General features: G+C 55.5%; 9 protein-coding genes. All 9 read left to right on the top strand.

Annotation, left to right across the window (positions count from 1 at the left end):
- Positions 1–6 precede the first annotated feature (6 nt).
- Positions 7–891 carry a carbohydrate ABC transporter permease gene (locus tag PUT07_RS18790; RefSeq protein ID WP_274469891.1) on the top strand — a complete coding sequence of 295 codons (885 nt, stop codon included), beginning with the start codon at positions 7–9 and terminating at the stop codon, positions 889–891.
- A gap of 43 nt (positions 892–934) precedes the next feature.
- Complete coding sequence (locus tag PUT07_RS18785) at positions 935–2,506, top strand: extracellular solute-binding protein (protein WP_274469890.1); 1,572 nt, start codon at positions 935–937, stop codon at positions 2,504–2,506.
- A gap of 259 nt (positions 2,507–2,765) precedes the next feature.
- Positions 2,766–5,123, top strand: a complete 2,358-nt coding sequence (locus PUT07_RS18780; protein ID WP_379240013.1) for a helix-turn-helix domain-containing protein — start codon at positions 2,766–2,768, stop codon at positions 5,121–5,123.
- 142 nt (positions 5,124–5,265) lie between these two features.
- Positions 5,266–7,872 (top strand): exo-rhamnogalacturonan lyase family protein, encoded by a 2,607-nt coding sequence (locus PUT07_RS18775; protein ID WP_274470879.1) that lies wholly within the window; start codon positions 5,266–5,268, stop codon positions 7,870–7,872.
- Positions 7,869–8,573 carry a DUF1961 family protein gene (locus PUT07_RS18770; RefSeq protein ID WP_274469889.1) on the top strand — a complete coding sequence of 235 codons (705 nt, stop codon included), beginning with the start codon at positions 7,869–7,871 and terminating at the stop codon, positions 8,571–8,573. Before PUT07_RS18775 ends, PUT07_RS18770 begins: the two co-directional genes overlap by 4 nt.
- A 26-nt stretch (positions 8,574–8,599) precedes the next feature.
- Positions 8,600–9,871, top strand: coding sequence for an FG-GAP-like repeat-containing protein (locus PUT07_RS18765; RefSeq protein WP_274469888.1), 1,272 nt, complete (start codon positions 8,600–8,602; stop codon positions 9,869–9,871).
- Between the two features lie 146 nt (positions 9,872–10,017).
- The gene (locus PUT07_RS18760; protein WP_274469887.1) at positions 10,018–10,779 is read left to right on the top strand and encodes an IclR family transcriptional regulator; all 762 of its coding nucleotides are present in this window, start codon (positions 10,018–10,020) and stop codon (positions 10,777–10,779) included.
- 89 nt (positions 10,780–10,868) lie between these two features.
- Positions 10,869–11,756 carry a fumarylacetoacetate hydrolase family protein gene (locus PUT07_RS18755; RefSeq protein ID WP_274469886.1) on the top strand — a complete coding sequence of 296 codons (888 nt, stop codon included), beginning with the start codon at positions 10,869–10,871 and terminating at the stop codon, positions 11,754–11,756.
- A gap of 29 nt (positions 11,757–11,785) precedes the next feature.
- Positions 11,786–13,255 carry an alpha-ketoglutaric semialdehyde dehydrogenase GucD gene (gene gucD, locus PUT07_RS18750; protein ID WP_274469885.1) on the top strand — a complete coding sequence of 490 codons (1,470 nt, stop codon included), beginning with the start codon at positions 11,786–11,788 and terminating at the stop codon, positions 13,253–13,255.
- Positions 13,256–13,296: the final 41 nt, after the last annotated feature.

The raw sequence follows: 13,296 nt of genomic DNA, 5'->3' as shown, positions 1-13,296 counted from the left end.
AGACTATTGGCAAAGCAGTACAAAAGCATACCAGGTACAATATTCGACGTTACGAACGTGATCGTGCTCAGCATAATCGGCCTGCTGGCCGTTCTGCCCTTCATCTATGTCGTGGCGGGCTCGTTCGCATCGGATGCGGAGCTGACGAAAAGAGCGGTGTTCCTCATTCCGGAAACGTTTACCTTAGCGGCTTATACATTCATTTTTTCTACGGATACGATTTTGCAAAGTATTTGGGTGTCGCTCATCGTGACGGTATTCGGCACGGCGGTCAACTTGTTTTTTACCGTGACAATGGCATACGCGCTGTCCAAACGCACTCTGATGGGCCGCAGTACGGTGCTGAATCTGGTCGTCTTCTCGATGCTGTTCGGGGGCGGCTTGATCCCGACCTACTTGGTCGTACGCGAATTGCACATGCTGGATACGTATTGGGCACTCATGATCCCAGGTGCGATCAGCGCCTTTAACTTGATTATTGTGAAAAACTTTTTCCAAGAGCTTCCTCCCGAGCTGGAAGAAGCGGCTAAGATCGACGGCTGCACGGAGCTCGGCCTGCTGTGGAAGATCGTTCTTCCGTTATCGATGCCTGTGCTTGCGACGTTTACACTTTTCTATGCGGTGGGGCATTGGAACAACTTCTTCTCCGCGCTGCTGTACATTAACGACCCGGCCAAATGGCCGCTTCAGGTCATGCTGAGACAAATCGTTCTGCTGTCGCAGGCGGCGGCCGGCGATCTGAATTCGATGGACCCGAACTTTGTGGCGCCTCCGGATCAATCGATCAAAATGGCCGTTATCGTCGTAGGCACCATTCCGATTTTGCTCGTCTATCCGTTCCTGCAAAAGCATTTTGCCAAAGGGGTCTTGATCGGCTCGGTCAAAGGGTAAAACGGATTACGATATAGGCAACTATTAAAAGGAGGGTTATGAGATGAAAAAATGGATTTCTACAACAGCCATCGGTACGGTGGCCATCACAGCGATTACAGGGTGCAGCGGGGGGAAGGAGGCGGCAACGACGCCTGCGGCTGGGGCCGCATCGCCCGGAGCGGCTGCGACCGCAGCTGCGCAAAATGCCAAACCGCTCGATATGAACATCATGCTGCCCATTTTCAAAACGAACTATCCGAAAGACGACGGGCCGGTTGTGACCGAAATCGAAAAGCAAACGAATACGAATATTCACCTGGAATGGGTACCGAACTCCTCCTACACGGATAAATTCAACATTACGCTGGCCTCAGGCAAGCTGCCGCATATCATCTATGTGCCGGATGTGAAAAATCCGAGCTTCGTCAATGCGGCCAAATCCGGCGCATTCTGGGAAGTCGGACCGTATTTGAAAGAATTCCCTACTTTGAGTCAAGCGAACGCCATCATCATGAACAACTCTTCGATCGACGGCAAAAACTACGGGATCTACCGCGGACGCGCACTCGGCCGTAACGGAATCAATTACCGGAAAGACTGGCTGGAAGCCGTCGGTTTGCAGCAGCCCAAAACGATCGATGATTTCTACAATATGCTGAAGGCATTCAAAGAGAAAGACCCGGACAAGAACGGCAAAGCCGATACTTACGGGATGGTTTTGGTGAAATGGACCGGCCAATGGGCAAGCGGTTTCGATACGATTAAGCTGTGGTTCGGGGCGCCGAACAAATGGGGCGTCGTTGACGGCAAGCTTGTGCCGGAGCATCAAACGGCGGAGTACTTGGAAGCGTTGAAATTTATGAAAAAGCTGTATGACGAGAAGCTGATCAATCAGGATTTTGCCGTGTTCGATTCGGCGAAATGGAATGATCCTATCGTCAACAATCAAGCCGGCGTTATCGTAGACGTGACCGATACTGCGGCACGAATCGACGATAAAATCCATGCGGCGCTCGCGAAGGAAGGCAAAGACAAGCCGGATGTCCATTATGTGGACAATATGATCGGCGTGACGGGCAAAAATGGGTTGAAGGCGCTGCCGACATCAGGCTTCGCTGGCATGCTGGCGATTCCCAAATCGACGGTGAAAACGGAAGATGAATTGAAGCGCGTGCTGAAATTCCTCGACCAAATGAATGAACCGGCATTGACGACACTGGCCGGATACGGGATCGAAGGCAAGCATTATACGAAAGACGGCGAAGCTGTCGTACCGACCAAGGACGCCGCGCTGCTGGAATCCGAGGTGGAAGGCTTGAACCAAATGCTGCCGTTCATTCCGGAAGACCGCGGACTGAAGGTGAAGCAAACGCCGCTTCGTCTGCAAACGGCGAAGATTCAAAAAGAAGCGGAGCAGTACATCGTGGCCAACCCGGCTGAGCCGTTCATCTCCACGGTTTACTCGCAAAAAGGCCAGCAGCTCGACAACGTTATCAATGACGCGCGCATCAAATTCATCGTCGGTCAAACGGATGAGGCCGGCCTGAAAGCCGCCTTCGAAACGTGGAAAAAATCGGGCGGCGACGATCTCGTGAAAGAAATGAACGATCTGTATGCCGCAGCGAAGAAGTAAGGCCCTGGCTTAAATATCCGAGCTTCATGGCAACAACCAGACACCAGCTTACCTGGATTTCCAGGGGGCTGGTTTCTTTTGTGTTCAAAGAAGTCGGAAATTTGGATAAGAAAGTCGGAATTTTAGCTTCCACCAACGCAATTGGCGTTGTATGCTCGAATTTATATTTGAAATTATATTTGATTGTCATTCAAGGCGGGCTTCATCGACATCATTTACCGTCCGCTCATCTTAAACTTAAGAAATGGTTGGTGAGAACATGCTCTTGAGAATGAGAACGGTTAAAAGCAGAATCGGTAATTGGTTAAGCCGGACAGACGGAGGCAAAGGGCGTTTTTACAGAAAAAGCTTGATTATGATTTTTATCGTTTCCGGGATACCCGGCCTCATCATGGGGGCGCTTGTATATGGGATGGCGGGCGGCCGCATCGAGAGCGAGCTGCTGCAGCTCCATTATCAGCAAATCGAGCAGCGCTCCGAGCAGATCGACGATCAGCTGAGCAATTTGGAACTGCTGCTGGCTCATTGGGCATTTGATAATAAATTTGATTCCAGTTTAAACGGGCTTGATTTCGTTCGTAATTTCGAAAGAACGCAAGATATGACCAAGACGCTGGTCGCCATGCAGGGCTCGAACGCGATGGTGAAGAAAGCGGAGCTCTACGTGGGCGGATTCAGCCGTGTGCTGTTCAATCCGGAGTATTCGGTGCCTGAGGACCGTCTTTCGGACAATGTGTACGAGAAGCTGATTCATAGTAAAAATACGACGTTCTGGACACAATGGGCATTCGATCCGAACCATCCGGAGGCAAAGGATCTGACGTTAGTCCATCATATCCCCGGCGGCAGCATGGATCCGTTCGGTGTGATCGTGTTTCGCTTCGATAACCAGAAAATGGCCAATTTGCTCAAAACGATGACGCCTTATTACGAAGGCGAGGCGTTTTTGCTGCAAAATTCGGGAGACCTTTACTTTTCCGCGAACGGAAGCGCTTCCACATCGCCGTTCGTGCAAGCGCTGCGGGGCAAAATCGATAGCCTGCATGCGCCGAAAGGCTCTTTCTTCTTCGATTGGAAAGACTCGACGTATACGGTTTCTTACGGCAGCCTGTCCAGAATCGCGGATGATTGGACCTATGTCTCGGCCTCGCCGATCACGAGCATTATGTCGCCGGTCGTCTTCATCTCGAAGCTGATTATTACGGTAAGCTTGATTGCGCTGCTGCTCGCAGCTTTGCTGTCATGGCTGGCTTCGCGCCGCATTTATCTGCCCGTCAAACGGCTTGTCACGATGCTCGGCGGCCATGGGGGCGGAGCCGTCTGGGCCGGGCAGGGCGATGAGTTCACGTTGATTGAGAAGCAGTGGCAGCATATGCACAAAGAGAGTCTGGAGTTGAACACGAAGCTGGCGGAGCAGCTGCCGCATGTGAAGGACAGCTTCCTGCACCAGCTGCTGCACGGCTATATGTACGCTTATTCGGAAGAAGATCTGCTGCGGCGGATGGAGCAGTTCAAGTGGGACGTGCGGAACCGGCATTTTGTGGTGCTGCATGTGCAGCTCATCGGCATGGCGAGTGTGGACGGAACGTTCCGCAATGGGGACGAGGGGCTGGTCACCTTCGCGGCGGTCAACATGATTAAGGAGCTGGCGGCCCAGCATTTCGAGCAGTGCGATACGCTTAATTTCCACGATTTGACGGCGGGCTTGCTGCTGATTCTGCCGGAGCACCGTCCGGCCAAGGAGGCCGTCGAAGCGTTCAGCGACGAGCTGACGGCGTCGATCAACCGCATTCTGAAAATGCGCGTCACGATGGCATTCTCCCGCCCGGTCGCCCGCATATCGGATATTCCGCATGAGTTCGAGCGGGCGAAGCAGGCGGTCAGCTACCGCAACTTTGAGAATGTCAATCAGATCATCGATATGGAGCAAGGCATTATGGAGGGCGATGCCAAGGCGGAGCCGCAGTATCCGTTCTCGCTGGAGCGGGAGCTTATTCAAGCGCTGCGTACGGGCAGGGAAGAAGAATCGTTCGAGCTGCTGGAGGCGTTCCTGAAGGCATTATCGTGTCAGGGCGCCAAGGAAATCGATGTGCAGCAAGGGATGCTGCATCTGCTCGGCAATGTGCAGCATGCCATTATGGTTTCGGGCATTCATCCGAACCGGCTGTTCAGAGGAGCGAATCTGTATGAGCAGCTGTCCCAAATCCGGGAGCCGAAGCGGATGCTCGAATGGTTCAGGGACAAGGTGCTCGCACCGTTCCTGAAGGAGCTCTCCGGCCGTTCCAACGCCGAGGTCAAACGATTGATCGAAGGAGCGATGATTTACCTGCAGCAAAACTACAAGCACGATATATCGCTCGACAACTGTGCGGATCATATCGGCACGAACCCGTTTTTTCTCAGCAAATCGTTCAAGATTGTGACAGGGAAAAACTTCATCGATTACTTGACCGAGCTGCGCATCGAGAAAGCCAAGGAGCTGCTGCGCAACTCCGAGATGAAAATCAACGACGTTGCCGAGCAGGTCGGGTATCAGCATAGCTACTTTAACCGCATCTTCAAGAAGCTTGAAGGGATGACGCCGACGAGCTACAGAGAGCTTAGTCAGCATTCGTAATCAATAATGTGCAAAAGGGGCAAAAATGTGCAAAAGGCCGGAAAACACGGTGCTCATCCCCGTCAATAAAGTCTCATTGAGGGCAAGACGGACTTTCTCTACAATGGGGCTTATGACGGGGAAGGAGATGAAGCGTTTGGCTATGAACACAGCTATTCAATTGCACAGTTTATCACATAAGGCTTCGCTGCCGGCGGGGATGACTTGGGGGATTCCTTGGAGAGAGGGCGAACTGCGCCGGGACGAGGAGCTGAGGCTGCTGAGAAGCGGCGACGGGACTGCGGTACCGATGCAGAGCTGGGCGACGGCCTACTGGCCGGACGGTAGCGTCAAATGGACCGCTCATGCGGCGGCCGATTTGACAGGCGGGACCGATGCGTTCTCAGTGAGCAAAGGCGAAGGCGCCGCTCCGGTACATACGGTGACGGTAACGCAAACCGATGAGACGGTCCGGTTGAACACGGGAGTCATCGAGTGCACGCTCGGCAAGCAGGGCAGCCGCTGGCTGCGCAGCATCGTTCGCGGCGGCGCGGAGATCTGCTCCGGCGGCGAGCTGGTCTGCATCAAGGAGAGCCGCAGCGCAGCCTCCGGTATCCGAACGACGAGGGAAGAACCGTTCGAGAGCGATGTGCACCGCTTGACCGTGGAGCAGGAGGGACCTCTTCGGGCGGTTGTCAAAATCGAAGGCAGTCACCGCGCTGCCGGCGGCGCCAGGAAGTGGCTGCCATTCTCGATGCGGCTGTATTTCTATGCGGGACTCGACACGATACGTATCGTACATACGTTTTATTATGACGGCAATCCGCATGAGGACTATATCAAAGGTTTGGGCGTCCGCTTCGCAATCCCGATGAGAGGCGCGCAGTATAACCGGCATATCCGGTTCGCCGGGGATAGCGGCGCTTTCAGCGAATCGCCGAAGACGCTGCATACGCGACGTACCAAAGGCAAGTACCGCGAACTGTTCGAGCATCAGACGGCAGGCAGCCCGGTCCGCTTCGATCCGGAGGAGGATGCGTATTTCCTCGGGCTGCTGGACGATTCCGCTACATGGGACGGCTTCAAGCTGATGCAGCTGTCGGCCGACCATTACCGGATATGGAAACGGACGGGCGAAGGCTGCTCCTGGGTGAAAGTGACGGACGGGCGGCGTGCGGGCGGTGTGGCTTACGTAGGCGGCGAAGGCGGGGGCTTGGCGGCGGGGCTGCGCCATTTCTGGCAGAAGCATCCGTCCGGCTTCGAAGCGCACGGCACGTCGCAGTCCGAGGCTTCGCTCACGGTATGGCTGTGGGCGCCTGACGGCGAGCCGATGGATCTGCGGCATTATGATACGAAGACGCATGTGGAGTCATCGTACGAGGGAGCCGAGGAGCTTCGCGCCACCCCGTACGGCATCGCCAATACGAACGAGCTCATGCTGTGGTGCACGGAGGGAGCGCCGGCTCCGGAGACGCTGGAGCTTATGCAGCAGGAGACGGACAGCCCATCGCTCCTCGTATGCGAGCCGGCGTATTACCGCCAGGCGGGCGCTTTCGGCATCTGGAGTTTGCCGGACCGTTCGACAGCGTCCAAACGGCAGCTGGAGGAGCGGTTGGACGGCATTATTGCCTTTTACAAGAAGGAAGTCGAGCAGCGCAAGTGGTACGGGTTCTGGGACTACGGCGATTTCATGCACAGCTATGATCCGGTGCGCCACGTCTGGAATTACGACCTAGGCGGGTGTGCGTGGCAGAACACGGAGCTGGCGCCGAATATGTGGCTGTGGATCATGTTCCTGCGCTCGGGAAGAGGCGATATCTTCCGGATGGCGGAGGCAATGACGCGGCATACGAGCGAAGTCGACGTGTACCACTTCGGTGAATATGCCGGGCTCGGCTCCCGCCATAACGTCGTCCACTGGGGCTGCGGCTGCAAGGAAGCGCGGATCGGCATGGCCGGTTTGCACCGTTATTTCTATTATTTGACCGCAGATGAGCGGATCGGGGATATGATGGACGAAGTGAAGGATTCCGATTTCACGACGGTTCATCTTGATCCGATGCGGGCTTACTTCCCGAAAGACGAGCATCCGACGCATATCCGGGTCGGTCCGGATTGGGCGGCTTTCTCCTCGAACTGGATGACCCGATGGGAGCGCTATGAAGACACAGCTTATAGAGATAAAATCTTGGTCGGCATCGATTGCATCAAGGGAGCTAACTATGGGCTTATCTCGGGTCCGACTTACGGCTATGACCCGAAGACGGGTGTGCTGACGCCGATGGGAGACGACAACTGGGGACGCCATTTGGCGATCTGTATGGGCGGTCCGCAAGTATGGTTCGAGCTCGCCGGCATGCTGAAAGACCCCGAGTGGGAAGAGATGATGGCGGAATTCGGCGTGTACTATAACAAGTCGCAGGAAGACAAGGATAAGCTGACGGAAGGCCGTATCAGCACGAAGCGTTTCGAGCATCCCGTGCTTAGCGCAGCGATCGTCGCTTACGGTGCTTATTACAAGAACGACGAAGAGACTGCGCGGAAGTGCTGGGACATTCTGAACGAAAATCCGTTCGCGCGCGTCGATCTCGTGCAGGATGCGGCTAGCGTGACTCATGTGGATACGCTCGACGAAATCGATTGGATGAATACGAACGAAGCGGCGCAGTGGTCTTTGAATACGATTATCGCCCTAGAGCTCATTGCCGGCTGGTTGCCGGAGCCGCAGGTGCCGCAAGAGCGGCAAGCGATACAGGAGCGGGTAAGATGACGGCGGGAAGAGGTGTACAGGGTATGGAGCTGATACCGCCGGATTGGCGCATGGTGTATAACAATCCGCTGCGGTCGGAGAACGATGTGGCGGGCTTCCGGATGGAGGGGGACGGGGCGGTCTCCTTCCCGATGGGCCGGATGCGGCTCGAGAGCACGCGCGACCCCGGTGAAGGGCAGGCCGCCAATCTGGTGTTCTGGTGCCCGGAGGCGCTGCCTGCCGATATCGCGGTCAGCTGGGAGTTTTGGCCGGTTCGCGAGCCGGGGCTGGCGATTATGTTCTTATGCGCTCAAGGCAGGGAAGGGCAGGATGTGTTCGATCCCGGGCTGGCCAAGCGAACAGGCATCTATGATCAATACCATCATGGAGATATCGATGCGTTCCATATCTCCTACTTTCGCCGCCGGTATCCCGAGGAGCGGCAATTTCACACGTGCAACCTGCGCAAAAGCTACGGCTTTCACCTTGTCGCACAGGGAGCCGATCCGATTCCGGATGTGGCGGATGCGGTGGGGCCGTATCGGATGCTGGCGCTGAAGCGGGGGCGTGAGGTGCTTCTTGCCGTGAATGGTCTGGTGCTGTTCCGGTGGCAAGATGACGGTTCGACCTGGGGGCCGCTTCTCGGAGCAGGCAAGCTAGGCTTTCGCCAGATGGCCCCGCTTATTGCAGAGTACGGAAATTTGCAGGTGTATGCCCCGTAGGCATACGGATAATGGAGGAGATTCCTATGAACCAAATGACGGCTAAGGAAGCGCTGCTTATCGGTAAGCTGGATATTCGGGCGGCAGGTCCGCGATGCAAAATGCTGCTCGGCGACTTGAACGGCGACGGCCGAATGGAAGTGCTGCTCGTGCAGCCCGACAACCGCCAGGATGTGCGTTACATTCCGCATCAGGTGCAGTGCTTGACGGCTTACGACCTGGAAGGCAACCTCCTATGGCAGACGGGCAAGCCGGATCCGGGAGCAGGCAGCCAAGGCTCGGATTATCCGGCACAGATTGCCGATATTGACGGAGACGGCCGCCTGGAGGTGCTATGTGTGATGGACAGCAGGCTCATCGTGATCAACGGGCACGACGGCAGTGTGCGCTCATCCCATGAACTGCCGGACCCGCAGGCGCACGATTGCATCATCGTTGCGAACTTGACGGGCGGCTCTCATGCCGGAGACCTCATTCTCAAGGACCGTTATCACCGCATGTGGGCGTTGGACCGCAATATGGATGTGCTGTGGACGCACGAGGGCAACCCGGGCCACTTCCCTTGGGTGTACGATTTGGACGGTGACGGATACGACGAAGTGATGGCCGGTTACGATTTGCTGGATCATGACGGCACCCTTCTATGGAGCTGCCGGGATCTGGACGATCACGCCGATTGCATCTGGGTCGGCGATGTGAACGGCGACGGAGAGCCGGAGCTCGTGATCGGCGGCAGCGTCACCGTCATGTACAACCGTCATGGCCGGGAGCTGTGGCGGTACGAAGGCTCGGTCGAGTCGCAGCATATCGCGCTGGGGAGGTTCCGCAGCGATCTGCCGGGCTTGCAAATTGCCGGATTGGACCGGCTTGTGCGCGAGGATGACGGCAAAGGATTAGTCGGCAAGGACGCTTTGTTCCTGCTGGACAGCAGCGGCCGGGAGGTGTGGAAGGAAGACCGCAAGACGCCGGGTTGGCTGACGATTATCGAGCCTTTGCGCGGTTGGACGGAAGACGCTCCGGACTATATTCTGGCTTACCGCAGAGGTGGCGGTTTGGCCCCTGCCTTGTACGACGGCCATATGCAAGTCGTTGCGGAGTTTCCTTCCGAAGGCTACGCCGTTCATGCCGACTTATGGGGCAGCGGCACGGAGCAGGTTATCATTTATAACAGCGAGTCAGCTTCCATCTATGCCAGCAAGCCAGCGCCAGCGGACTGGAACATGCGCCCTACGGGGGTTCCGCTGCCGCAGCCGAAGCGGCTGTCGAGCTCAACGCTGTATCCGGGCGGGGAAGTATAGGAGGCGGCCACCGGCCGCCTTTTGGCGTTATACAGTGCTAATGCCGCTTGATACACTCTGGAGACTTGCTGCGTTCCTTGCGATAACTTCATCTTGCTTGCGCGGGCCGAAAGGTTTATGATGAACTTGTAGTTAGGAGTGATGGCATGCCGATTATTCAAGCGCTGGACAGAGCATTGAGAATTATGGATTTATTCGACGAGTACACGACAGAGCTGAAAATTACGGAAATCAGCGCGCGAATGGAGCTTCACAAGAGTACGGTACACGCCTTATTGAAAACGCTTCAGTTACACGGCTACATCCATCAGGATACGGACACCGGCAAATACAAGCTAGGGCTGAAGCTGCTCGAGAAGGGACAGCTTATGCTGCAGGGCTTGGATATTCGTACGGTTGCCCGCAAGCATCTGGAGGCTTTATCCGAAACGACGGGCCAGACCGCGCATCTCGTCATCCTGGACGGGAGGGAAGGCGTCTATTTGGATAAGGTGGAAGGAGCCAAGGCGGCGATCCGGTATTCCCGAATCGGCCGGAGGGTTTCGCTCCATAGCAGTGCAGTCGGGAAGGTGCTGGCGGCTTATCGAACGCCGAATGAGCGGGATGCGCTTCTTCGGGATTATCATTTCTCCAAGTATACGGAAGCGACAATTACGGGGAGAGAAGCGTTCATGAACGAGCTGGATCAGGTGAGAGAGCTGGGCTATGCCGTTGACAACCAGGAGAACGAACCTGGCGTAAGGTGCGGTGCGGCTCCCATTTTTGAACACAACGGCTCGATTGCTGCGGCAATCAGCATCTCTACGCTTGTGGTTACGGTTGATGATCACTTGTTTGGCCAGTATATCAGCCTGCTGAAGAAAGAAGCGGATATGATTTCGCAAACCCTGGGGTTTCGGCGCGTTTAAGCAATTGCATGCCAGTTCCAGGCATTTTTACACCTCATTTTGAGAACGTCGTTTTATATTATAAAACAAAATGCGAGGAGTGAGCATGGATGAGAATAATCCGTTATGCCAATGAAGGAGTTGCCCAGTTAGCTGCCGTTACTGACAATGAGGAGATTTACCTGCTTCCGCAGCGCGATTACTTGGCCTTGGTCCATGAGGCTGCCGAAAGGGGGATCTCACCGCTGCAGTTAGTAAACGAAACGGCATCCAATTCTAAAGCGCTTTCAAGTTCGCTGGAGCAGCTGCAGCTCCTCGTTCCTATCGAAGCGCCTGAAGTATGGGCGGCCGGAGTTACGTATGAGCGCAGCCGGGATGCGCGCAATTATGAGGCAACGGAAGGCAGACTGGACGCCACGACTTTTTACGATAAGGTCTATGATGCCGTGCGTCCGGAGATTTTCTTCAAATCGACGGCTGCCCGGACGGTAGGCCCCGGCGGAGATGTGCAGCTTCGCAGCGACTCCGTGTGGCAGGTGCCGGAACCGGAGCTGGGGCTTGTTCTGAGCGCCAGCGGGCAATTGATCGGCTACACCGCCGGCAATGATATGAGCTGCCGGGATATTGAAGGCGAGAACCCGCTGTACCTGCCGCAGGCCAAGATGTGGAAGCGATCCTGTTCCTTGGGGCCGGCCATCCGGCTGCCCGAAACGGTTGAAGATCCTTACAATTTGCAAATCACCAGCCGCATTTACCGCAACGGAGAGCAAGTCGTCGAAGGAACGGCCAATACGGGACAGCTCAAACGCAAGCTGGAGGAATTGATCCAGTTTTTAATTCGCGATAATGAATTGTTTGACGGTACCGTATTGCTGACTGGAACATGTATTGTGCCGCCGAACGAGTTTACTCTCGCACCTGGAGACCGGATTGAAATCAATATTGCAGGAATTGGGACTCTTATTAATCATGTTGTTGATGCAGGCCAATCATCTTAAATTTACTAAATTAGGCAGGAGGAATGAGTATGGAATCCGTATTTGTTGGAGGACAAACGTATTTGAATTATATCAATGGCGAATGGCGTCAGGCCGGTACCGGGCACACAGTTCCCAGTATTAATCCCGCCAAACACAGCGAAGTCGTCGGCTACGTGCAGTCATCGTCGCTGGAGGATTTGAATGAAGCCGTCGCCTCTGCCAAAGGCGCGCAATCGGGTTGGCGGAAGCTGTCGGGCGCAGCTAGAGGCGACTTCTTATACCGGGCGGCCAATGCGCTGGAAAGAAGGCTTGATGAAATTGCCGAGACGATGACCCGGGAAATGGGCAAAACGCTTCCGGAAGCCAAAGGCGAGACCGCACGGGGCGTTGCCATCCTGCGTTATTACGCCGGCGAAGGGATGCGCAAGATCGGGGATGTGATTCCTTCTACGGACAGCGAAGCGCTGATGTTTACGACTCGGGTTCCGCTCGGCGTAGTGGGCGTGATTTCGCCTTGGAATTTCCCCGTGGCGATTCCGGTCTGGAAGATGGCTCCGGCTCTCATCTATGGGAATACGGTCGTCCTGAAACCTGCACAGGAGACTGCGGTGACCGCTGCCAAAGTCGTGGAGTGCTTCGCAGAAGCGGGGCTGCCTGCCGGCGTCATCAATCTGGTGACCGGAAGCGGCGCGGTTATCGGTCAAGGGCTTGCCGAGCACCCGGACGTGAACGGCATTACTTTTACCGGATCCAATCAAGTCGGCAAAAAGGTCGGTCAGGCAGCGCTGGCCAGAGGGGCCAAGTATCAGCTTGAGATGGGCGGGAAAAATCCGATTCTGATCGCAGCGGATGCCGATCTGGATTTGGCGGTTGATGGGACGATCAGCGGCGGGATCCGCTCGACCGGGCAGAAATGTACGGCAACGAGCCGTGTCATCGTGATGCGTGACGTGTATGAAAGCTTCAAGGAAAAGCTGCTGACCAAGCTGCAAGGACTTACCGTCGGGCATGGTCTGGATGCCGGGACATGGCTGGGGCCTTGCGCGAATGAGAATCAACTGGCGACGGTACAATCCTATATTCAAAAAGGGATCGATGAAGGCGCCGAGCTATTGTTCGGCGGAGCTTCGCCGGATCATCCGGACCTTCGTGAAGGCTTCTATATTCAGCCGACCGTATTCGATAAAGTGACGCCGGATATGGCGATTGCCCGGGAAGAAATATTCGGGCCGGTGCTTGCGCTTATTCAGGTGAAAACGATGGAAGAAGCGATTCGGCTCGCGAACGATTCGGATTACGGTTTGAGCGCTTCGATTTATACGCAAAACATCGGCAACATTTTATCGTTCATCCAAGAGATGGATGCCGGTCTGGTCAGAATTAATGCCGAGACAGCCGGGGTGGAGCTGCAGGCACCGTTCGGCGGCATGAAGCAATCCAGCTCCCACTCGCGCGAACAGGGGCAGGCGGCGATCGAATTTTTCACCTCAATTAAAACGGTATTTCTAAAAGCGTAGTTTTTTGGGCTGTTCTGACAGCATGGCGCAATCTGGCTAGG

The organism is Paenibacillus sp. MAHUQ-63 (assembly GCF_028765165.1).
Lineage (GTDB): Bacteria > Bacillota > Bacilli > Paenibacillales > NBRC-103111 > Paenibacillus_E.
The sequence above is the reverse complement of the archived record's forward strand: the minus strand, read 5'-3'. Positions and strand labels throughout refer to the sequence as shown.